Raw genomic sequence first — 20499 nt, 5'->3', positions numbered from 1 at the left:
TGCCTCCTCTATCGCTCGGCGCGTTCGGCGGATGCGCCACGCGGCGCGTCGCGCGCGACGGATTCGTTCTTCGGGACGCCGCCGCCCGCATCGCGGCGCGCGCGCCGCACGATCTCGGCGAACGCCGCAACGAGCAGCAGCACCGCGCCCCACAGCGCGCCGTCGCCGACGATCCGCGTGACGAAGCCGCCCGCCACCGCGCCCATGAGAAAGCACAGGCTGATCACGGCGAGCAGACCGGAATCGTGCAGCGCGAGCGCGTCGTAACGCGGAATCAGCCCGGCGAACAGCAACTGCGCGGAACGCCTCAGATTGCCCGTCGTCATCACCGACGTGTACGACAGATTCTCGAGATGCGTGAACGACAGCGTCTGCAACGTCGCGACGAACGAAATGCCCGGAATCAGCCACGCGCTCGACATCGCGGGCCAGCCGGCCGACGCGAACGCGAGAAAGCCGATCTCGACGATCAGGCTGATGAACGCGGCGTGCCGGATCCAGCCCTTCTGCGCGGCGAGGCCGAGCGTGTGCGCGACGAACACCGCGATCACGAAGCCCGCGAGCGGCGGCACGTGATGCAGCGCCTGCGCCCACTCGCCCGCCGCCGCATTGATCCCGAGCAGCGCGACGTTGCCCGTCATCGTGTTCGCGAACACGTGGCCGTGGCCGACGTATGTGTATGCGTCGAGATAGCCGCCCGACAGCGTGAGCAGCGATGCGACCGTCAGGTTGCGGCTGGCGGCGTCGGGATTCATCGTCCGTCGCGCGCCGCTCAGACCTTCTTCAGATAGCACGCCTTCAGCATGAAGTTGCCGGCGTCCATCTTGCAGTCGACTTCGTGATCGCCGCCGACGAGACGGATGCTCTTCACCTTCGTGCCCATCTTCAGCGTAATCGACGAACCCTTCACCTTCAGGTCCTTGATCAGCACGACCGAGTCGCCGTCGGCGAGCACGTTGCCGTTCGCGTCCTTCACGACGGCGGCCGCGTCGTCATCGGCGGCGCTCGCGTCGCCGGCGATCGGCCATTCGTGCCCGCAGTCCGCGCAAATATACTGTTCGCCGTCCGGATACGTGTTTTCCATTGCGCATTGAGGGCAGGCGGGAAGTGTCGACATGGTGTTGCAGCCTTGTTTGCAATTGAACGAATGCATGAAAGTATACTCGCCCGCACGCACGCGCCGACCGCGCCCGGCGATCCGTCTCCCGATTCACTGCATCCGCCCTGCCATGAAAGCCGTCAAGTTCTTCCTGCGCTATACCCTCGTGCCGTTCATCGCGATCGTGCTCGTCGTCGTGTGGGCGTTCAATCGCGAATCGGACGAAATCGATGCGCGCCAGTACGCGGCGCTCGTCGCCGCCTATCCGGGCTTCACGCCGGACCTTCAGGACGAAGTGAATCGCGCGATGCGCGACGGCAAGCTCGCGAAGTCCGATTACGCGTCGATCGTCCGCGATTCGCTCAACCACGGCTATGTGCTCGACTGGTCGTCGACGAACGTCGATCTGAACGCCGAGCGCGGCAAGCTCCTCGGCCTCGTGAAAAGCGGCGCGCGCACGCCGGGCTGACGCCTCCCGTGAAGCGCCCGGCTCCCGCGCGCGGAGCCGGGATTCGCGGATGGCTGCGCATCGCGCACCGCCCCAGGGCGCGTCTACGCGAAAAATCCGCCGGCGAGCCCGGCGAGCGCGCCGCCCGCGAGCAGCCACAGCGGATGCACGCGCGTCCGGTACGCGAGCGCCGCGACCGCCGCGGTGATCCCCCATTGCAGCGCCGAGCGGTTCGACGCCTCGGAGATCAGCATCGCGCTCGCGACGACGAGGCCCGCGGTGACGGGCATCATCCCCTGCTGCACGTAGCGCCGCCACGGCTTGTCCCTGAAGCGCTCCCACGCGTGCAGCGCGAGCATCGTCACGATCGACGACGGCCCGAACTTCGCGACCGACGATACGAGAAGGCCCGGCCAGCTCGCAACGTGCCAGCCGACGAGCGGCACGATCATCATGTTCGGCCCGGGCGCCGCCTGCGCGAGCGCGAAGAGCGCGGTGAACGCCTGCGCGCTCATCCAGTGATGCACGTCGACGACCTGCCGCTGCATCTCCGGCAGGATCGTGTTGCCGCCGCCGAACGCGAGCAGCGAAAGCTGGCCGAAGATCGCCGCGAGTGCGGCAAGCGTGCCGCTCATCGCCGCACTCCCTGCGCGCCCGCATTCGCGCCGCGCGGCGCGCGCGATGCGAGCCAGATGCTCATGGGCGTCAGCACGAGCATCGTCGGCAGCAGCGGCGCGCGCAGCAGCGCGATCGCGACGAACGCGAGCGCCGCGACGCACGCGCCCGCGCGCATGTGGCGCAGCGGCTTCGCGACCTTCACCGCCATCGCGACCAGCAGGCCCGCCGCGGCCGCCGCGAGGCCGCCGAACAGATGGTGGACGGCCGGATTCTGCTGCGTCCTCGCATACAGCACGCCGAGCGCGATGACGACGAGCGTCGGCCCGGCGACGAGGCCGAGCAGGCCCGCGATCGCGCCCGGCACGCCGCGAAACCGCATGCCGACCGCGACTGACAGGTTGATCACGTTGCCGCCCGGCAGAAACTGGCAAAGGCCGAGCAGATCGGTGAACTCGTCGGCGCTCAGCCAGCGGCGCTCCTCGACGAGCGCGCGGCGCGCGAACGGCAGCGCGCCGCCGAACGAGATCAGCCCGAGGCCGAGAAAGCCTGCGAACAGATCGGCAACGCTCACGTCGAGCGCATCGCCGCCAGGTCCGGAACGAGATTGCATGGGAGTCCTCGTGATTTTCACGAACCGAGATTACGCCCGTTCGCCGTGGACTCCAAACGATTTTATCGGCGCGCCCTTGTGATCTAGAATCACAAGCATGGCACGCGATCTCCCACCGTTTCCGGCCCTCAGGGCCTTCGAGGCAGCAGCAAGACATGAAAGCTTCAGCGCCGCGGGCGAGGAGCTGCATGTGACCCACGGTGCCATCAGCCGGCAGATCGCCGCGTTCGAGGCGTGGCTCGGCCAGCCGGTGTTCCGCCGGCACGGCAAGCGGGTGAAGCTCACCGACGAAGGCCGCCGCTATCTCGCAACCATCGAGGCGGCGTTCGACAGCATCGCACGCGCGACCGACCAGTTGCGCGAGACGGGCACGGCGCGCGTGCTGCGGATCAACGCGCTGCCGACGTTCGCGATGAAATGGCTGCTGCCGCGGCTGTCGCGGTTTCAGCGCGAGGCGCCGAACGTCGAGCTGAAGCTGTCGACGTCGAATGCGCCGCTCGGCTCGCTCGACGGCTTCGACGTCGCGATCCGGCGCGGCCCGGGCCGCTGGCCGAACTGCACGAGCGGCCGCTTTCTCGACGAAAGCGTGATTCCCGTGTGCAGCCCGGCGCTCCTGAAGCGCACGCCGATCGCGAGCGCGGACGATCTCGCGCGCCACGTGCTGCTGCATTCGGATACGCGCCCGGACGCGTGGCGCGAATGGTTCGCCGCGGCGGGCGCGCCGATGAAGGGCCGCAAGAAGCAGTCGTTCGACCACTTCTATCTGGCTTTGCAGGCGGCCGTGGACGGTCTCGGCGTCGCGCTCGGGCCGCTGCCGCTCATTGCCGACGAGCTCGCGAGCGGCCGGCTCGTGACGCCGCTGCCGGGCCCGCGCATCGCGACGCTCAGCTACTGGTGGATCGTGCCGCGCGAGACGGCGAGCAACGCGCTCGTCGGCCGGTTCTGCGCGTGGCTCGACGCGCAGGCGCAGGCGGGCTGAACGTTCGGGCGGGTTTCGGCAGGCAGGCTCGAGGCCGGACAAACCGCGCGCGCCGATGCGCCCGACGGCGCGATCACGTTGCCGGCCGGCCGCGCCCGTGCGCTCACACCATCGGCCCCGGCTCCTTCTCCTTGCGCAGCAGCGCATAGAGGATGATCGCGCCGAACGTCGCGGTGCCGATCCCGCCGAGCGCGAAGCCGCCCAGCTTCAGCGAGAAGTCGCCCGCGCCGAGCACGAGCGTGACGGCGGCGACGATCAGATTCCGGTTGTCGGAGAAATCGACGCGGTTCACGACCCAGATCCGTGCGCCCGTCACCGCGATCAGGCCGAACACGACGATCGACACGCCGCCCAGCACCGGCCCCGGAATCGTCTGGATCACCGCGCCGAACTTCGGCGAGAAGCCGAGCGCGATCGCGATCAGCGCGGCCGCGACGAACACGAGCGTCGAGTAGATCCGCGTCACCGCCATCACGCCGATGTTCTCCGCATACGTCGTCACGCCCGTGCCGCCCAGGCTGCCCGACACGATCGTCGCCAGGCCGTCGCCGATGAACGCGCGGCCGACGTAGCGGTCGAGATTGCGGCCCGTCATCGCGCTCACCGCCTTGATGTGGCCGAGGTTCTCCGCGACGAGGATCACCGCGACGGGCGCGATCAGCAGCATCGCGTGCGTATCGAACACGGGCCGATGGAACGTCGGCACGCCGAACCATGCGGCATGCGCGACCAGCGAGAAATCGACCGGCTTGCCGAGCCCCATGCCGTTCGTGAGCGCCGCGTAGATCGCGTAGGCGATCAGCACGCCGACGAGAATCAGCAGGCGCTGCAGCATCCCGCGCGCGAACACCGCCACGCCGCCGACGCAGAGCACCGTCACGAGCGCGAGCGTCGAATCGAAGGTCGACGCGGACACGCTCTTCACCGCGATCGGCGCGAGGTTCAGCCCGATCACGGCGACGATCGCGCCCGTGACGACGGGCGGCATCAGCGTCTCGATCCAGCGCGTGCCGATCGCGGACACGACGAGCCCGATCAGCGCATAGGCGACGCCGCTGGCGACGATCCCGCCGAGCGCGACGGGGATGTTCGGATTCGCGCCGCCGCCCGCGTAGCCCGTCACCGCGATCACGAGGCCGATGAACGCGAAGCTCGAGCCGAGATAGCTCGGCACGCGCCCGCCGACGAGCACGAAGAACAGCAGCGTGCCGATCCCGGACATCAGGATGCAGAGGTTCGGATCGAAGCCCATCAGCAGCGGCGCGAGCACGGTCGAGCCGAACATCGCGACGACGTGCTGCACGCCCATCGCGAACGTCTGCGGCCACGGCAGGCGCTCGTCGGGGGCGACGAAGCGGGCCGCGTCGTCGCGCGGCTGCGCGCGCCACCGCGGAAAATAGGAATCGGCCATCGCGGGATTCTCCTGGTTGTCTGGATTGAGGCGCGCGCGACGGCGCGTCGAGGCAAAATCACGCGCGAGTGTACGAAGCGGGAATCGCGCTGACAAGCGGCGGGCGCGCAAAAACGCCCCGCTGCGCGGGATGCGCGCGGGCAACAAACGCAAGGAACGGGTAAGGAAACGGGCGCGGGCGCGCGAGAGCGGCGGGAATCGACGACAACGGGCGGCAAGCGCCAACAACATGGCAACGGCGCGATGGCCTCGCCGAAAAAACAAAGCGGGCGGCGCGTGCCGTCCGCTTCATCGCACCGCACGAGGTCTCGGCGCAGCCAACCGCCCGCTGTTCGCGCGGCCGATTCGCGAACCGAATCGGCCGCTTACGGATTCAGATACTGGAACAGCGACAGGTTCTGCATCTGCACGAACGCCTTCTGCGCGGCGCTCAGCGAATTCTGCAGTTGCAGGAACTGGCTGATCGCGGCGGGCAGGTTCGTGTCGGTCAGGTTCGACAGGCTGTTCGTCGTTTGCAGCGAATTCGTCGTCGTCACCGCCTGCATCGCCTTCACTTCCTGCAGGCGGCCGCCCACCGACGCCTGCACGGTCAGCACGTTCGTCATCGTGTTCATCAGTTTCGTCGACGCGGTGGCCATCGTGTTCGTCAGCGCGGTCGACGCGGTCGGGTTGTTGCCGACGGGCGTCTTCAGCGCGGCGATCACCGTGTCGAGCGTCGCGAACACGTCGGTGCCCGCCTGCGGCGCGGGCGTCACCGTGAACGTGTCACCCGCGGCCGGCGTGCCCGACACCGCGACCGTCTGGCCGCCGAGATCGATCCCCTCGCCTGGCGAGTACGGCTGCGCGACCGGCGGCGTCGGCGACGTGACCGTATTGTCGGTCACCGTGTAGGTCGGCGCCGCCGCCGTGCCGCCGAACGTGATCGTGAACTGGTGCGTGTTGGTCGGATCGGACGGGTTCGTGATGCTGACCGCGCCGATCGTGCCCGTGCCCGTGTTGCTCGCGCCCGCGGCGGGCACCGGCAGGCTGCCGAGGAACGGCACCGACATGAACACGCTCGCGCCGTTGTCGCCCTGCGGGACCGTGCGCGTATCGGCAATCTGCACCGTGCGCGCGCCGTAGTCGCCCGCATACGTGACGCCGCCGCCCGGCTTGTTCGAGAACGGCTGCGTCGTCGGCTGGAAGCCCGCGAACAGGTAGTTGCCCGCGCCGTCCGCGGTGTTCGCGAGCGTGAGCAGATGGTCGCGCGAGCCCTGGATCTGCGCGGCGAGCGCCGCGCGGTCGCTGTCCGACAGCCCGCCGTCGCCCGCGTGCATGATCGCCTGGTACGCGGCGTTGAGCACGTCGTTGACGCTCGTGAGCGTCGTGTCCTCGGTCTGCAGCGCGGTCTGCACGATGGTCTGGTTCTGCGTGTACTGCGAGAGCGTCGCGGACGTCGCCGACAACTGCACCGCCTGCGCGGCCGCGATCGGATTGTCGGCGGGCGTCGTCAGGCTGACGCCGCTCGACACCTGCTGGTAGAGCTGAGCGATCTGCGCCTGCTGGTCGTTCATCATGTCGACGTTCAGGCTGTAGAGCTGAGAGCTGGAAATGCGCATCGCCGCCTACCTCGTTCAGTTGAAGATGCCGAGCACGGTCTGGAATACCGAGTTCGCCGTCTGGATCACCTTCGCGTTCGCCTGATACAACTGCTGGTACTGCATCAGGTTCGCCGCTTCCTCGTTCTGATTCACGCCCGACACCGACTGCTGCGCCTGCGTGATCTGGCCGACGAGCGCCGTCTGCGCGGCGCTCGACGCCTTCAATTGGCTCGCCGCGTTGCCGATCGCGTTCACGTAGCCCGCGTACGCGCCGGTCAGCGTCGCCGTGCCGTTGTTCATCGTCTTCGAGTTCACGAGCTGGGACAGCGCAAGCGCATTGCGCCCGTCGTTGGTGCCCTTGTTCGCGCCGATCGTGAACTGGTCGCCATCCGCGGGCGTGCCCGACAGCGATACGCTCACGCCGTTCATCACGCCCGACGGCGCCGGCTGCGTCGTGCTCGAGATCGTCATCGACGCGCCCTTCGACGGGTCGTATGGCACGGGCGTCGTCGCGCTCGTGATGTCGATCGACGTCGGCGGCGTGCCCGCGATCGTCACCGTCGTGCCGACCGGGAAGCCCGACAGCGTCTTCGACGACGCGTTGTACGTGAGCGTCGTCGTGCCGGACGGCAGTTGATAGCCCGCGCTCACCGAGCCCTGCGAGATCGCGCCCGTGCCGCTGTTCGTCGGCGCGGCCGCCGCGAGCACGGGCGACGCGGCCGCGATCGCCGAGCCGTTCGCGGTGGCGAGCGCGAAGCCTTCGAGCGCGCCGCGCGTCGGCAGCACGGTGAACGCGTCGCCCGCGTTGGGCGTGCTCGTGAGCGACAGATTCAAGCCGCCGATCGTCATCGTCGGCGGCGTGGACGTCGATGTCGCCGTGCCGACGACACTGCCCGTCGCGCGATCCGTCAGCGTGTACTTCGAGCCGTCGTACGACAGCGAATAGTCGCTCGACGGCGGCTGCGTGCCGTCCGCGATCGACGCCGTCAGCGTCGCGCCGCTGGTATTGCCCTGATTCGCATAGACGGTCGGGCTGCCGACCGTGAACAGATTGCCGCCCGGGTTGCCCGACATGTCGACGCCGAGCGCGTTCTGCGCGTTGACCTGCGACGCGAAGCTGACCGCGAGCGCGCCGAGCTGCGCCTGCGCGGGGTCCAGCGTCTGGCTGCGAAACGCGAGCAGGCCGCCCAGCGTGCCGCCCGACAGCGACGCGTCGGGCAGGTATTGCGGGCTGCCCTGCGGATTCGCGCCGGCGATGCCGTTCGACACGATCGTGAGCTCGCTCGGATCGGATTTCGATGCGACGGCGGCGAGCTGGTAGCTCGTGTTGCCGACGACGAGCGGCTGGCCGCCCGCGAGGAACACGCTGTAGCTGCCGTTGCTCTGCACGACCTGCACGCCCGCGAGCTGCGACAGATTCGACACCGCGAGATCGCGCTGGTCGAGCAGTTGGTTCGGCGGCTGCCCCTGCGAGCTCGCCGACGCGATCTGCTCGTTGAGCTGCGCGATCTGCGAGGTGTAGCTGTTGATCTGCTTGACGCTGTCGGTGAGCTGCGAGTTCACGCTCTGGCGCAGTTGCGAGTATTGCTGGCTCGCCGCGACGAGCTGGCTCGCGAGCGTCTGCGCGTTGCTCATCGCGGTCTGCCGTGCGGACGGGTCCGCCGCGTTGTTCGCGACAGTCTGCAGGCCGGTGAAATAGTTCGTGATCGCGGTCGCGATGCCGGCCGTCGGGCTGCCGACGTAGTTGTTCAATTGCGCGACGAGCGTGTAGTAGGTCGACAGCGCGTTGCCCTGCGTCTGCGCGGCGTTGAGCTGGTCCGACAGATACTGGTTGTACTGCCGCTGGACCGTCACGGTCGACACGCCTTGCGGCAGATAGCCGCTGCTCGTGTACTGGCCGCTTGCCTCCGCATAGACGGGACGCTCGACGGAGTAGCCGGGCGTCGCCGCGTTGCTGATGTTCTGGCCGGTCGTGGTGAGCCCCCAGAGTGCGGCGTTCAGGCCGCTGACCCCGAGGTTCATGAGGGTATTGGACATGCGCGATCCTATGAGCCGGCCGCGCCGCGGCCGCCGGGTTGCGTGGACTCCCGGTATAACGGCCGCGCGTCGAAAAAATTGAGGGACCGCACGCGCAAAAGATGCGCGCCGCGTTGCGCGGCCGGCGCGCGAGCGCCGCCGCGAGCGTTTCCGTTGCCCCGCGCGGTCGCGTCGGCCACGCGCGAGAGCGGCTTCGTCAGGCGCGCGCGAGTTGCCGGCGCTTCATCTCGAGCTGCGTGATGATGCGCTGCAGCGTGTTCTCGGCATTGCCCGGCAGCGACAGGAAGCGAAAGCCGAGCTGGTAGCGGCGCGCGCCGCTCGGCGTCTCGGTCGCGCGGTGCGACACGAGTTGCAGATCGAGCGACAGCTTCCCGTGGCCGTTCAGGTTCAGCTCGACGTCGGGCAGCGTCGTGCCCGGCTCGAGCGACGCCACGCGGTCGTCGCCCGTGCGCAGCCCGAGGCCGCCGAGCGACAGGTTGTGCACCTCGAACAGGAAGCTCTCGCCGTCGGGCAGCTTGCCGCGGCACACGTACGGATCGAGGATCGGCGCGTCGACCCGGAAATATTCGCGGCGCTGCACGCAGTACAGCACGTCGGGGAAGTCGGCCTCGAACGCGGGCAGGTTTTCGTAGCGGGTTTCGCGCGGGGGCGCGGTCGAGAATTCGACGCGTACGCCGTCCGGCGACGCATGGAACACGCAGCGCGGCGCGGCGAGGATGCCCGCGTTCTGATCGGCAAGCGCGCCCCAGTCGAATACGAAGGTCCGCGCGCCGACGTCGACGTCGAGGATGCGGGTGACGAGCTGGCCGCCCTGGTACTGGACGGTCAGGAAATCTCCGCGATTGACGAGGTTGCGCAACTGCACGCCGATCTCGAGCGGATTGCGGCGGCCGTAATCGTGGCCGGAATGCGCGGCGGCGCTCTCGGCCAGACTCGTCGACTGTTCGGTATTCATGGCTTGCCGGTATTTTATCTCTATGCGCCCGGCGGATTTCGGGGGCGCGTTATGACCGGGCGTGATCCGCCCGATCGCTGGTCTCTCACGTTTAGCGGCAACAGCAACGCAAAGTTTAGATCGAAACCGGAGTTTATTTTTTCAGCAAACGTTAAAACCGCGCGGGGCCAGCCGGCGCGGTCCGAAATGTACCGAACGGTTGCTCGGCTTGTGTCGACCGAGGTCAGCCGAGCTGCTGCATGATCGAAATCAGCTTCTTCGCGTAGTGCGGATCGGTCGCGTAGCCGGCCTTCTGCATCCCGTTGGCGAAGCCTTCCGCGCTGTGGCCCGCGTTCAGCACGCCCGCGTAGCGCGGGTTGTTCTTCAGGAGGTTCGCGTAATCGGTCATCGCGTGCTCGTATGAGTCGTACGCGCGGAACTGCGCGACGACGCGGCGCGGCTTGCCGTTCTCGTACTCGGTCGTAACAGCCGACACCGTGCGGCCGGCCCAGCCCTTCGTCGCCTTGATGCCGAACACGTTGTAGCTCGATTCGCCGTTCGCGCCGCGGATCTCGCGCTTGCCCCAGCCAGATTCGAGCGCCGCCTGGCCGACGATGAAGCGCGCCGGAATGCCGGTGGCCGCGCTCGCTGCCTGCGCGGCGCCCGCCATCTTCTCGACGAACGCGTCCGCCTGCGCGGAATTGCCGTTGCCCTTCAGCGGCGGCGTGAGCGCGCTCGCCGCCGAATAGCCGCGCGTGCCCGCGAGCGCGCCGTTGCCGGACGACGCATTCGAATTCGCATACGCCCTCGCGAGCGCGTTCATTGCCGCGAGGCCGCCTTCGCCCTGCGCGTCGGCCGCGACGTTCGCGTTGCGCAGCAACTGCTTCGTCAGCGCGTCGGCGACGCCGATGCCCTTCGACGACATCTGCTGCGCGAGCTGCTGATCGAGCATCGACGTGTACATCTTCGACGAGCTCGAATCGAGCAGGCCGTCCGACGGCGTCGCGTCGCGCATGCTCTTCAACATCATCTGCGTGAACATCGCGTCGAACTGGCCCGCGACCATCTTCACACCCTCGCGCGGCGACGCCGCCGTGGCCTTCGAGCGCAGCGCGTCGAACCCCTGAACGTCGAGCGCGAAGCGCTGCGACAGATCGTTCGCTTTCGTGAAAGTCGTCACTTAGATGATCTCCAGGTCCGCGCGCAGCGCGCCCGCCGCCTTCATCGCCTGCAGGATCGACATCAGGTCCGCGGGCGTCGCGCCGAGCGAGTTGAGCGCCTTCACCACTTCGGCGAGGTTCGCGCCCGCCGTCACCATCCGCAGCGAGCCGTTGTCCTGCTTGAGCTGGATCTGCGACTGCTGCGCGACGACCGTCTGCCCGTTCGAGAACGGCCCCGGCTGCGACACGACGGGCTGCGTGTTGACGACGACCGACAGATTGCCGTGCGCGACCGCGCAGTTCTGCAGCGTCACCATCTGGTTCATCACGATCGAGCCCGTGCGCGCGTTCAGGATCACCTTCGCCGCCGCCCGCTCGGGGCTCACCTCGAGGTTCTGCAGCCGCGCCATGAACGCGACCTGCTGCGCCGAATCGGCGGGCGCGGTGAGCTGGATCGTGCGGCCGTCGAGCGCCGTCGCCGTGCCCGCGCCGAAGCTCGAGTTCACCGCGGACACGATCCGCTGCGCGGTGCCGTAATCCATGTCGTTCAGTTGCAGTTGCAGCACGCCGTTCATCTGCGCGATCGCGTTCGGCACCGAGCGCTCGACGATCGCGCCGCCGGCGATGCGGCCGGCCGCGAGCTGGTTCACCTGCACGCGGCTGCCGTTCGCGCTCGCGCCCGCGCCGCCCACCGCCATGTTGCCCTGCGCGAGCGCGTACACCTGGCCGTCCGCACCCTTCAGCGGCGTGAGCAGCAGCGTGCCGCCGCGCAGGCTCTTCGCGTTGCCGAGCGACGATACGGTCACGTCGATCGCCTCGCCCGGCCGCGCGAACGGCGGCAGCGTCGCCGTCACCATCACCGCGGCGACGTTCTTCAGTTGCATGTTCGTCATCGCCGACGATCCGCCGCCGTTCGCCGAGCCGTTGTTGATCGAGATGCCGAGGTTCGCGAGCATGTTCGCGAGCGTCTGCGTCGTGAACGGCGTCTGCATCGTCTGGTCGCCCGTGCCGTCGAGGCCGACGACGAGGCCGTAGCCGATCAGCGGGTTGTCGCGCACGCCCTGGATTTGCGCGAGATCCTTCAGGCGCTCCGCGCGCGCCGCGGCGGGCGCGCATGCGAGCGCGAGCGCGCACGACGCGAGCGCGCAGCACGCCGCCGCGCGGCGATTAGATCGGACGAGGGTGCGCACGGCGCGCGCGAGCAGGATACGCATCGTCTTCACCACGGCGCGATGTTGAGGAAGAAGCGCTGCAGCCAGCCCATCGTCTCGGCTTCGTTGATGTAGCCCTTCGCCGAATATTCGATCTTCGCGTCCGCCACCTGCGTCGAGTAGACCGAATTCTGGCCGGAGATCGTATTCGGATTGACGACGCCCGAGAAGCGCACGAATTCGTTGCCCTGGTTGATCAGCATCTGCTTCTCTCCGCTCACGACGAGGTTGCCGTTCGGCAGCACGTTCGTCACCGTCACGGTGATCGTGCCATTGAACGTGTTCGCCGCGCTCGCGCCGCCCGTCGACGCGAACTTGTTCGCGCCCTGCGCGGACAGGTTCGCCTTGTTGAAGAGGCCGCCGAGAAAGCCCGCCGTCGGCACGTCGAAGCTCGTGTTGCCCTGCCGGTTCGTGTTCGCGCCCGACGACTTCGTCGCGTTGATGTTCTCCGCGATCACGATCGTCAGGATGTCGCCGACGTTGCGCGGCCGCTGATCCTCGAAGAGCGGCCGGCCCGCATAGCCCGGGTTGTAGATCGAGCCGGGCGCCTGCATCGCGGGCGGCATCGGCGGCGCCGCCGACATCGGCTGCTGCGTGATCGGCTCGCGCGGGATCTGCGCGCAGCCCGCGAGCGCGGCGGCCGCGAGCGCGGCGGCCGCGAGCGCGGCCGCGACGCGCGCGCGGCGCGCCGGTTGCGGGAGGAAACGAACCTGCTTCATGGCTTCTGACCTGGTGCCGGTTAGCGCGACATCTGCGTGACGGTCTGCAGCATCTGGTCGGACGTCGTCACCGCCTTGCTGTTGATTTCGTACGCGCGCTGCGTCTGGATCATGTTGACGAGCTCCTGCACGACGTTCACGTTCGACGATTCGACGTAGCCCTGCTTGAGCGTGCCCGCGCCGTTCAGGCCCGGCTGCGACACGTTCGGCGCGCCCGACGACGTCGTCTCCGCGAACAGGTTCTCGCCCTTCGCGTCGAGGCCGGCCGGATTGACGAACGTCGCGATCTGCAGCGCGCCGATCTGCACCGCGTTGTTCGAGCCCGGCTGCGTGACGGACACGACGCCGTCGCTGCCGATCGTGAGCGACGTCGCGTTCTGCGGCATCGTGATCGCCGGAATCACCTGATAGCCGCTCGACGTGACGAGCTGGCCCTGCGCGTTGGTCTGGAACGAGCCGTCTCGCGTGTACGCGTTCGTGCCGTCCGGCATCAGCACCTGGAAGAAGCCCTGACCGTTGATCGCGACGTCCTTCGAGTTGCCGGTCTGCTGCAGGCTGCCCTGCGTGTACAGGCGCTCGGTCGCGACCTGCTGGACGCCCGTGCCGAGCTGCAGGCCGGAAGGCAGCTCGGTCTGCTGCGTCGAGTTCGCGCCCGGCTGGCGCACGGTCTGGTACAGCAGATCCTCGAACACCGCGCGCGAGCCCTTGAAGCCGTTGGTGCTCACGTTCGCGAGGTTGTTCGAGATCACGTCCATCTGCGCCTGCTGCGCATTCATGCCGGTCGCGGCGATGTAGAGGGAACGGTTCACGTGTTGACTCCTTGTCTGGCGCCCGGCGGCGCTTAGCTGAAGTTGAGCAGTTGGTTCGCCGCCTGCTCGTTCTGGTCGGCGGACTGGATCAGCTTCGTCTGCAATTCGAACGCGCGCGCGTTGTCGATCATCGACACCATCGCCGCCACCGGATTGACGTTGCTGCCCTCGAGCGAATTCGGCACGACCTTCACGGCCGCGTCGGCGTCGGCGGGATTGCCGTCCGCGGTGCGGAACAGGCCGTCGTCGCCGCGCTTCATCGTCGCGGGATCGGGGTTCACGAGCTTCAGTTGATCGATCATCGCGACGGCGGTCGGCGGATCGCCCGGCATCAGCGCCGACACCGTGCCGTCCGCGCCGATCGTGAGCTGCGCGTTCGGCGGCACGGCAAGCGGGCCGCCGTTGCCGACGACGGGCAGGTTGTTCGCGGTCACGAGCTGCCCGTTCTGGTCGACATGCAGGTTGCCCGCGCGCGTATACGCCTCGGTGCCGTCCGGCAGCATCACCGACAGCCAGCCCGGCCCCTGAACCGCGACGTCGAGCGGATTGCCCGTGCGCTCGATCGGCCCCGGCGCGAAATCCGCGCCGGGCGTCGACGACAGCGTGTAGGTGCGCGTCGTCGCCGGATCGACGTTGCCGCTGCCGTCGTCGAAGTTCATCGGCACCGCGCGGAACGTCGCGAGCTGCGCGCGAAAGCCCGTGGTCGACGCGTTCGCGAGATTGTTCGCGACGACGGACTGCTGCTCGAGCGACTGCGTCGCGCCCGTCATCGCCGTATAGATCAGTCGGTCCATGCTGGCTGTTGTCCGCGAAGGCCGCTTACAGGTTGATGAGCGTCTGGTCGACGGCCTGCTGCGTCTTGATCGTCTGCGCGTTCGCCTGGTAGTTGCGCTGCGCGGTGATCAGGTTCACGAGCTGGCTCGTCAGATCGACGTTCGAGTTTTCGAGCGCGCTGCCCTGCAGCGTGCCGTGGTTCGTGCTGCCGGGAGCCGAGATCTGCGGCACGCCCGATGCGGCCGTCTCGACGTACTGGTTGTTGCCGATGTTCACGAGGCCGTTCGGGTTGTTGAAGTTCGCGAGCACGATCTGGCCGAGCGTCGCGGTCTGGCCGTTCGAGTAGTTGCCGGTCAGCTTGCCGTCGTTGCCGATCGTGAAGGTCGTGAGCGTGCCGCTCGCGAAGCCGTCCGGCGCGAGGTTGGTCACGCCGTCCTTGCCGCCGTACTGCGTCGTGCCCGTCAGGTCGAGCGTGAGCGCCTGCGGCGTCGCGGAGCCGTCCGTGTTCGGGATCGAGAACTGGAACTGGCCGAGCGTCGTGGTCGGCGTGGTCGAGCCCGCCAGCGTCGTGCTCTTGATCGCGCCCGACGTATCGAACGTGACCGTGCCGAGATCGGTCGGCGTCTGGTTCTTGACGCCCGCGTATGCTTCCCACGTGCCGGCCGCCGACTTCACGAAATACATGTTGACCTGCTGCGAGCCGCCGAGCGAGTCGTATACCTGGACCGCCGTCTGGAAGTTGTACGTCGTGGAATCCGCATAGTCGAACGGCGTCTTGGTCGGCACCGTATCCTGTGAGTTCAGGTTGAACTGGCCGGAGATCCTGGTCGTCGCGGTCGGCGCCATGTTGTTCGTCGGCGCCTGCAGCGGCACGGTCTGCGCAGTGTTGATCACGCCGTTCTTGTCCGCCTGGTAGCCCATCAGGCTCAGGCCCTGCGAGTTGACGATGTAGCCGTTCTTGTCGCGCTGGAACGTGCCGTCGCGCGAGTACGTGAGAACGCCGTTGTTCGACATCTGGAAGAAGCCGTTGCCGTTGATCGCGACGTTCAGCGACGACGTGCTCGACGTGATCGTGCCCTGGCTGAACTGCTGCTGCACCGATGCGAGCATCGTGCCGATGCCGATCGGATTGTTGACGGCCGATGCGACCGAATTCGCGTACATGTCGGAAAACTGCGCGGTGCTTCCCTTGAAGCCCACCGTGTTCGCGTTCGCGATGTTGTTGCCGATCACGTCGAGGTTGCTCGACGCGCCCGCCAAACCGCTCAAACCTTGTTGATAGCCCATCTCGGTCTCCGTAGCGAAGTGCTGGATTAGTTGGTGGAAGACGACGAGCTGTCGGTCGACGCGCTCTTCGTGGTGTTCGGGAAGATCGACGCGACCTGGCTGAAGCCGACCGTCGAGCCGTTCGACAGCACGAGCCCCGGCGTGCCGTCCGCCTGCTTGATGACGCTCAGCACCTGCGCGGACGACAGCGTGGTCGGCGCGTACTGCTTGCCGGACGTGTCGGTGTAGCTCGCGCTGATCGTGTAGGTGCCGTCGGGCAGCGCGTTGCCGGCCCCGTCCGTCGGCGTCCAGTTGAACGGCACGGTGCCCGCCGACTGCGCGCCCGCGTCGATCGTGTTGACGACGACGCCCGCCGAGTTCTTCACGTTGATCGTCAGGTTCGACACGGCGCTCGTGAGCTGCACGCCGAACGGCGACGCCGCGCCGCTCTTGACGGGCACGGTGTTGCCGGGCGCGAGCACGTTCGAGCCGATCAGCATCGCCGCCTGCGTCTGCTGGCTCGCGGTGATCTGCGACGACAGCGACGTGAGCGCCGTGTTCAGTTGCGCGATGCCGCTCACGGTGTTGATCTGCGCGAGCTGCGACGTCATCTGCGAGCTGTCGACGGGGCTCGTCGGGTCCTGGTTCTGCAACTGCGTGACGAGCAGCTTGAGGAACGTCGTCTGCAGATCGGCCGCCGACGTCGTCGACAGCGAGCTCGCGACATTGCTGTTCGCGTTCGTGCCGCTCGCGCCGCTCGTGCCCGACGACTGGCCGTTCGAGCTCATCGTGTCATACGGCAGCGAGTTCACGGAGGTGCCGCTGCTGCCGATGGTCGTGGAGGAAGATGTCATCCCGGTTCGCCTTTCTCTCTGCTGTGCGTGTTTCTTTCGGTCGATGCAAAGCCGCGTGTCAACTGCCGATCGTCAGCGTCTTCAGCATCAGTTGCTTCGCGGTGTTGAGCGTCTCGACGTTCGCCTGGTACGAGCGCGACGCGGAAATCATGTTGACCATCTCCTGCACCGGATCGACGTTCGGCATCGTCACGTAGCCGTTCTGGTCGGCGGCCGGGTTCGACGGATCGTAGGTCGTCTTCATCGGCGACGGATCGTCGACCACCTTGGTCACCTGCACGCCGCCGACGCCCTGGCCGGACGCGGTGCGCGCGCGGCCCATCGGCGCGGTCGCGAACACCACCTGCTTCGCCTTGTAGGGCTTGCCGTCGGGCCCCGTCACGCTGTCGGCGTTCGCGAGATTCGACGCCGTCACGTTCAGACGCTGCGACTGGGCCGACATCGCGGAACCCGCGACGTCGAAAATGTTCATCAACGAAGGCATGCATGCTCCTTATCGCGTTGCGCGCTCATTCAACCGTTTCCCGTGACGCGCGCGGCACGCGGGAAAAGCGCCGATGCGGCGCATCACGAACCCGAATTCGACGTGATCGCGGCGATCATCGTCTTGATCTGCTGCGTCATCACCGTCATCCCGGCCTGGTAGTGCACCGCGTTGTCGGCGAACTGCACGCGCTCGGTGTCGAGATCGACGGTGTTGCCGTCGAGCGCCGGCTGCTGCGGAATCCGGTACTGCGCGCGGCCGTAGTCGTCGCTCGGGCCGCCCGTCGGGATCAGCTTCACGTTGCCCGCGAGGTGCGCGCCCGAAGTCGCCGCCATCGACATCCCGCTCGTCACGCCCGCCGGCTGCGCGAGCGGCAGTGTCGCCCCGTTGCCCGCGCTCGCCGCGCCGTCCTGCTTGAGCGCGCGAGCGAGCGTCGACGAGAAGTCGACGTCGCGCGCGCGGTAGCCGGGCGTATCGGCGTTCGCGATGTTCGACGACAGCAGTTCCTGCCGATACGCGCGCACGTCGAGCGCCTGGCGGCCGAACGCGAATTCGGCATCGAGTTTGTCCAGCATCCGCGAGCTCCGTCTGAAGATAAGATGCGCCGCTCTTTCGCCGCCCGCGGCACCCGCGGCGCGGACAACCGGCGATGGACGGCCAAAGAGGCTTTTTCCCATGGGACGCATGGTAGGCGGACAACGCAACGGGCAATCGGGCGAATAACCGGCAAAGGGCCCCTCTATTCGCGGTTTGCCGGCGCTCGCCCATCCCTAGAATGCAACCCCGTATCAATCGGTTTCCAAGCGGGTTTCCAAGCGGGTTTCCAAACGGGTTTCGAGGAGGGCGCGATGACGACTGACGCAGGCCGCGCAACGCGCGTGCGCTTTGCCGCGGCGCTCGCGCTGGCGGGCTGGATGGGCGCGGCGCTCGCGCAGCAGGCGGGCGACGGCGGGATGATCGTGATCCCGGGCCGCGGCGAATCGGCACAGACCGCGCTCGCGAATGCGAACGCGGCGAGTGTGCGCGGCGCGAATGCCGCGGGCGCGGCGGGCCTGAACGGGGCCGACCGCACGGCAAGCCCGAGCGGATGGAGCGCGCAGGCGGCTGCCGCATGGGCCGGCCGAGCCGGCGCGGCGCCGGGCGCGGAATCGGGCGAACCCGGCAATGTCCACGCGGCGGCCGAGCCGGGCCACGGCCTGATCGTGATCGAACCCGGCCCGGCCGAATCGAAGGGCCGGGCCCTGACCGCCGCCCCGAGCGGCTGGAACCGGCAAGCAACCGCGGCCGCGGCGGGCCAAGGCACCCCGGCGGCGACGCTCGCCGCGCAAGACGGGGCCCCACCGGCCGGCCAACCCGCGAATGCGCGGACGGCTGCGCGATCATGGCCCGCGCCGCGCATGCAAGGCGCGGCGGCCACGCAAGGCGGCGTGATCCCCGTGTCGTTCCGCTCGCAACCCGCTCCGCGCACGCTGCCGGTCCGCCCCGCGCCGATTCGGGCGGCGGCGAGCGCACCCGGCGCGCAACCGGCGGCCGCAACCGGCACCGCCGCGGCGGCTCCGGCTCCCGCCGGCCAGCAGGACGGCGAATCGATCCGCCGCGCGGCGCTTGCGTTCCTGCAGCAGCAGGCGGCCGGCCTGCCCGGCAAGACCACCGTCACCGTCGCGCCCGCGTTCCCGCGCGGGCTCGCCGCGTGCGCGACGCTCGAGCCGTTCCTGCCGTCGGGCGCGCGCCTGTGGGGCCGCACGACGGTCGGCGTGCGCTGCGCGGGCGAGCGTCCGTGGACGATCTACCTTCAGGCGAAGCTCGCCGTGCAGGCAACCTACTATGTCGCCGCGCGCCAGATCGCGCCGGGCGAGACGCTCACGGCCGCCGATCTCGTCGCGCGCGACGGCGATCTGACGATGCTGCCGCTCGCCGTGATCACCGACGCGCAGCAGGCGGTCGGCGCAACCACGCTTACGCGGGTCGCGGCGGGGCTGCCACTGCGCCAGGATCTGCTGAAGAGCGCAGCGTCGGTGTCGATCGGGCAGACGGTGCGGGTCGTCGCGTCGGGGCAGGGATTCACGATTTCGGCGGAGGGCAGCGTGCTCAACAACGCGGCGCCCGGCCAACAGGTGCGGGTGCGGATGGCGGCGGGCCAGATCGTCACGGCGATCGTCAAGGACGCCGCGACGGTGGAAATCCCCCTCTAAGATTGCAAACTTTCGTTGATTCAGGGGGTTACTGAAAAACGGGGGCTAAAGTTCGGGCCGGCCTTGCCGTTATTGTGGTCAAACCCGTACAGGAAACACCATCGTGAATGTCGATTCCACCCCTACTTCGAACGCCCGCACGCTGTCGAACGCCAGTACGGGCGCGGCTCGCGCGCAAGCCGACCAGCCGCCCGCGGCCCAGGCGCCCGCGGGCGCGCCGGCGGGCGGAGACGCGAGCGTGAGCCTGTCCGGCCTGTCGTCGACGCTGCGCAGCCTCGCCGCTTCGGGCGGCGCCGACATCGATACCGCCCAGGTCGACGCGATCCGGGACGCGATCAAGAACGGCACGCTGTCGATCGACACGGGCAAGATCGCCGACGGGATCCTGCAGACCGCGCGCGATCTGCTGAAGCCGCCGCCGCAGACGGGCAACAGTTGAGCCGGCTTCGCAGCCGGACGACGGAATGCACAACACGGCGCGCGGACGGCCCGCGCGCCGCCATGCCGAGCGAAACGAAATGAGAGACGAACTGCTGGCCACGGTCAACGACGAGCACGCGACGGTCGAGGCGTACGCGTCCCTGCTCGCGTACGAGGAGAAGGCGCTGACGACGGCGTCGCCGCTCGACGCGTTGCCGGGCATCGTCGAGCGGAAAACCGGGCTGCTCGAGAAGCTCGCGCAACTCGAGCGCCGGCGCGACACGCTGCTCGCGTCGCTCGGCCTGCCGGCCGGCAAGAAAGGGATGGATCTCGCGGCGGAAAACGACGCGCGCCTCGCGAACGGCTGGCAACTGCTGCAGCAATCGGCCGAGCGCGCGCGCCACGCGAACGCGATCAACGGGATGCTGATCCGCATCCGGATGGACTACAACGAACGCACGCTGTCCGTGCTGCGCGCCGCGCCGCCGCGCAACGGCTTCTATGGGCCGGACGGGCGCGTCGCCGCGGCCGCACGCTGAAATCGGAGCGGCAGCGCGCACACCGAGCGCGCCTGCCGCCTCCCCCGCCAACCCCGGCACCCGCCTGCTCGCCAGCGCCGATCGCCTGCGCGCGCATGCGCACGCGCGCGGTGCGCCGCCTCCTTGATCATCGCTGAAGCGCCGGAGACGTTTCGTCCGGCCGACTACGCCTTCTCGCGCCCTTGCGGGCCGGATCGGAAATTTCGCCGCAAATCGGCGCTTTTTCCGCATGCCGCCTTTTCTGCCACCACGAAACCGACACCGATACGGCGAAAACGCCGATCGGCGCGGCAGGTTCGTCTGGCCGGTTGCGACGATTTGCCGATTCGGCGCCGTGTTTTCCATCGGTCGCACC

Annotated in this window: 22 protein-coding genes; 5 read left to right on the top strand and 17 right to left on the bottom strand. The window is 68.4% G+C overall.

Translation table 11 applies throughout. The annotated features are described in order from the left end of the window. Window positions 1-8 precede the first annotated feature (8 nt). Complete coding sequence (locus tag WS92_RS12510; protein ID WP_015600076.1) at window positions 9-755, bottom strand: YoaK family protein; 747 nt, start codon at window positions 753-755, stop codon at window positions 9-11. A gap of 17 nt (window positions 756-772) precedes the next feature. After that, window positions 773-1117 carry a zinc ribbon domain-containing protein YjdM gene (locus WS92_RS12505; RefSeq protein ID WP_059930547.1) on the bottom strand — a complete coding sequence of 115 codons (345 nt, stop codon included), beginning with the start codon at window positions 1115-1117 and terminating at the stop codon, window positions 773-775. Between the two features lie 112 nt (window positions 1118-1229). Between WS92_RS12505 and WS92_RS12500 the strand changes: the two genes are divergently transcribed. Further along, window positions 1230-1568: a hypothetical protein gene (locus WS92_RS12500; protein ID WP_006024251.1), complete on the top strand. Its 339-nt coding sequence runs from the start codon at window positions 1230-1232 to the stop codon at window positions 1566-1568. 83 nt (window positions 1569-1651) lie between these two features. On the opposite strand, the gene WS92_RS12495 is transcribed toward WS92_RS12500, so the two are convergent. Both WS92_RS12495 and WS92_RS12490 read right to left on the bottom strand, forming a co-directional pair. After that, on the bottom strand, window positions 1652-2182 hold the full coding sequence (locus WS92_RS12495; RefSeq protein WP_059930550.1) for a chromate transporter: 531 nt from the start codon (window positions 2180-2182) through the stop codon (window positions 1652-1654). Further along, window positions 2179-2775, bottom strand: coding sequence for a chromate transporter (locus tag WS92_RS12490; RefSeq protein WP_006024249.1), 597 nt, complete (start codon window positions 2773-2775; stop codon window positions 2179-2181). The genes WS92_RS12495 and WS92_RS12490 overlap by 4 nt, the downstream gene beginning before the upstream one ends. A 97-nt stretch (window positions 2776-2872) precedes the next feature. On the opposite strand from WS92_RS12490, the gene WS92_RS12485 reads away from it, so the two are divergent. Then, window positions 2873-3754, top strand: coding sequence for a transcriptional regulator GcvA (locus WS92_RS12485; protein WP_059930552.1), 882 nt, complete (start codon window positions 2873-2875; stop codon window positions 3752-3754). A 103-nt stretch (window positions 3755-3857) separates the two neighbouring features. Here the strand turns inward: WS92_RS12485 and WS92_RS12480 are convergent, their stop codons facing one another. The 13 genes from WS92_RS12480 to flgB all read right to left on the bottom strand — a co-directional run bounded on the left by WS92_RS12480 (window position 3858) and on the right by flgB (window position 17568). Further along, entirely contained in the window at window positions 3858-5165 is a 1308-nt protein-coding gene (locus WS92_RS12480; RefSeq protein ID WP_059930554.1) for a solute carrier family 23 protein, read from the bottom strand. 365 nt (window positions 5166-5530) lie between these two features. Then, window positions 5531-6763, bottom strand: coding sequence for a flagellar hook-associated protein FlgL (flgL, locus tag WS92_RS12475; RefSeq protein ID WP_059930556.1), 1233 nt, complete (start codon window positions 6761-6763; stop codon window positions 5531-5533). Window positions 6764-6778: 15 nt separating this feature from the next. Then, window positions 6779-8782 carry a flagellar hook-associated protein FlgK gene (flgK, locus tag WS92_RS12470; RefSeq protein ID WP_059930558.1) on the bottom strand — a complete coding sequence of 668 codons (2004 nt, stop codon included), beginning with the start codon at window positions 8780-8782 and terminating at the stop codon, window positions 6779-6781. 196 nt (window positions 8783-8978) lie between these two features. Continuing rightward, complete coding sequence (locus WS92_RS12465; RefSeq protein WP_006024243.1) at window positions 8979-9737, bottom strand: flagellar brake protein; 759 nt, start codon at window positions 9735-9737, stop codon at window positions 8979-8981. Between the two features lie 223 nt (window positions 9738-9960). Next, window positions 9961-10896 carry a flagellar assembly peptidoglycan hydrolase FlgJ gene (flgJ, locus tag WS92_RS12460; protein ID WP_059930560.1) on the bottom strand — a complete coding sequence of 312 codons (936 nt, stop codon included), beginning with the start codon at window positions 10894-10896 and terminating at the stop codon, window positions 9961-9963. Next, complete coding sequence (locus WS92_RS12455; RefSeq protein ID WP_051139209.1) at window positions 10897-12090, bottom strand: flagellar basal body P-ring protein FlgI; 1194 nt, start codon at window positions 12088-12090, stop codon at window positions 10897-10899. Between the two features lie 5 nt (window positions 12091-12095). Then, a complete protein-coding gene (flgH, locus tag WS92_RS12450; protein ID WP_059930562.1) occupies window positions 12096-12806 on the bottom strand; it encodes a flagellar basal body L-ring protein FlgH in 711 nt (236 codons plus the stop codon). A 20-nt stretch (window positions 12807-12826) separates the two neighbouring features. Next, window positions 12827-13615, bottom strand: a complete 789-nt coding sequence (gene flgG / locus WS92_RS12445; protein ID WP_015601866.1) for a flagellar basal-body rod protein FlgG — start codon at window positions 13613-13615, stop codon at window positions 12827-12829. A 32-nt stretch (window positions 13616-13647) separates the two neighbouring features. Continuing rightward, window positions 13648-14409, bottom strand: coding sequence for a flagellar basal-body rod protein FlgF (flgF, locus tag WS92_RS12440; protein ID WP_059930564.1), 762 nt, complete (start codon window positions 14407-14409; stop codon window positions 13648-13650). Between the two features lie 25 nt (window positions 14410-14434). Beyond that, on the bottom strand, window positions 14435-15676 hold the full coding sequence (gene flgE / locus WS92_RS12435) for a flagellar hook protein FlgE (protein ID WP_009911064.1): 1242 nt from the start codon (window positions 15674-15676) through the stop codon (window positions 14435-14437). Between the two features lie 26 nt (window positions 15677-15702). Then, a complete protein-coding gene (gene flgD / locus WS92_RS12430; protein ID WP_006024236.1) occupies window positions 15703-16509 on the bottom strand; it encodes a flagellar hook assembly protein FlgD in 807 nt (268 codons plus the stop codon). Between the two features lie 58 nt (window positions 16510-16567). Further along, complete coding sequence (gene flgC / locus WS92_RS12425; protein ID WP_009911063.1) at window positions 16568-16993, bottom strand: flagellar basal body rod protein FlgC; 426 nt, start codon at window positions 16991-16993, stop codon at window positions 16568-16570. Window positions 16994-17076: 83 nt separating this feature from the next. Continuing rightward, entirely contained in the window at window positions 17077-17568 is a 492-nt protein-coding gene (gene flgB / locus WS92_RS12420) for a flagellar basal body rod protein FlgB (RefSeq protein ID WP_015600307.1), read from the bottom strand. 273 nt (window positions 17569-17841) lie between these two features. Here flgB and flgA point away from each other — a divergent pair, with 273 nt between their 5' ends. From flgA to WS92_RS12405, 3 genes are all read left to right on the top strand, one after another. Next, window positions 17842-19185, top strand: coding sequence for a flagellar basal body P-ring formation chaperone FlgA (gene flgA, locus WS92_RS35770; protein WP_059930566.1), 1344 nt, complete (start codon window positions 17842-17844; stop codon window positions 19183-19185). A gap of 103 nt (window positions 19186-19288) precedes the next feature. Beyond that, window positions 19289-19624, top strand: a complete 336-nt coding sequence (gene flgM / locus WS92_RS12410; RefSeq protein ID WP_006024232.1) for a flagellar biosynthesis anti-sigma factor FlgM — start codon at window positions 19289-19291, stop codon at window positions 19622-19624. Window positions 19625-19649: 25 nt separating this feature from the next. Next, window positions 19650-20144 (top strand): flagella synthesis protein FlgN, encoded by a 495-nt coding sequence (locus WS92_RS12405; protein ID WP_009911058.1) that lies wholly within the window; start codon window positions 19650-19652, stop codon window positions 20142-20144. Window positions 20145-20499 lie beyond the last annotated feature (355 nt).

This window comes from Burkholderia sp. MSMB1588 (genome assembly GCF_001546925.1).
GTDB classification, from domain to species: Bacteria; Pseudomonadota; Gammaproteobacteria; order Burkholderiales; family Burkholderiaceae; genus Burkholderia; species Burkholderia humptydooensis.
The sequence above is the reverse complement of the archived record's forward strand: the minus strand, read 5'-3'. Positions and strand labels throughout refer to the sequence as shown.

Bases quoted from the DNA above. Each gene is read 5' to 3' on its own strand.
- flgC (WP_009911063.1), bottom strand. From the start codon at position 16,993: ATGCCTTCGTTGATGAACATTTTCGACGTCGCGGGTTCCGCGATGTCG.
- flgF (WP_059930564.1), bottom strand. From the start codon at position 14,409: ATGGACCGACTGATCTATACGGCGATGACGGGCGCGACGCAGTCGCTC.
- flgH (WP_059930562.1), bottom strand. From the start codon at position 12,806: ATGAAGCAGGTTCGTTTCCTCCCGCAACCGGCGCGCCGCGCGCGCGTC.
- flgA (WP_059930566.1), top strand. From the start codon at position 17,842: ATGACGACTGACGCAGGCCGCGCAACGCGCGTGCGCTTTGCCGCGGCG.
- WS92_RS12455 (WP_051139209.1), bottom strand. From the start codon at position 12,090: ATGCGTATCCTGCTCGCGCGCGCCGTGCGCACCCTCGTCCGATCTAAT.
- WS92_RS12510 (WP_015600076.1), bottom strand. From the start codon at position 755: ATGAATCCCGACGCCGCCAGCCGCAACCTGACGGTCGCATCGCTGCTC.
- WS92_RS12500 (WP_006024251.1), top strand. From the start codon at position 1,230: ATGAAAGCCGTCAAGTTCTTCCTGCGCTATACCCTCGTGCCGTTCATC.
- flgK (WP_059930558.1), bottom strand. From the start codon at position 8,782: ATGTCCAATACCCTCATGAACCTCGGGGTCAGCGGCCTGAACGCCGCA.
- flgL (WP_059930556.1), bottom strand. From the start codon at position 6,763: ATGCGCATTTCCAGCTCTCAGCTCTACAGCCTGAACGTCGACATGATG.
- WS92_RS12505 (WP_059930547.1), bottom strand. From the start codon at position 1,117: ATGTCGACACTTCCCGCCTGCCCTCAATGCGCAATGGAAAACACGTAT.
- WS92_RS12490 (WP_006024249.1), bottom strand. From the start codon at position 2,775: ATGCAATCTCGTTCCGGACCTGGCGGCGATGCGCTCGACGTGAGCGTT.
- WS92_RS12405 (WP_009911058.1), top strand. From the start codon at position 19,650: ATGCACAACACGGCGCGCGGACGGCCCGCGCGCCGCCATGCCGAGCGA.
- WS92_RS12480 (WP_059930554.1), bottom strand. From the start codon at position 5,165: ATGGCCGATTCCTATTTTCCGCGGTGGCGCGCGCAGCCGCGCGACGAC.
- WS92_RS12495 (WP_059930550.1), bottom strand. From the start codon at position 2,182: ATGAGCGGCACGCTTGCCGCACTCGCGGCGATCTTCGGCCAGCTTTCG.
- flgB (WP_015600307.1), bottom strand. From the start codon at position 17,568: ATGCTGGACAAACTCGATGCCGAATTCGCGTTCGGCCGCCAGGCGCTC.
- WS92_RS12465 (WP_006024243.1), bottom strand. From the start codon at position 9,737: ATGAATACCGAACAGTCGACGAGTCTGGCCGAGAGCGCCGCCGCGCAT.
- flgE (WP_009911064.1), bottom strand. From the start codon at position 15,676: ATGGGCTATCAACAAGGTTTGAGCGGTTTGGCGGGCGCGTCGAGCAAC.
- flgD (WP_006024236.1), bottom strand. From the start codon at position 16,509: ATGACATCTTCCTCCACGACCATCGGCAGCAGCGGCACCTCCGTGAAC.
- WS92_RS12485 (WP_059930552.1), top strand. From the start codon at position 2,873: ATGGCACGCGATCTCCCACCGTTTCCGGCCCTCAGGGCCTTCGAGGCA.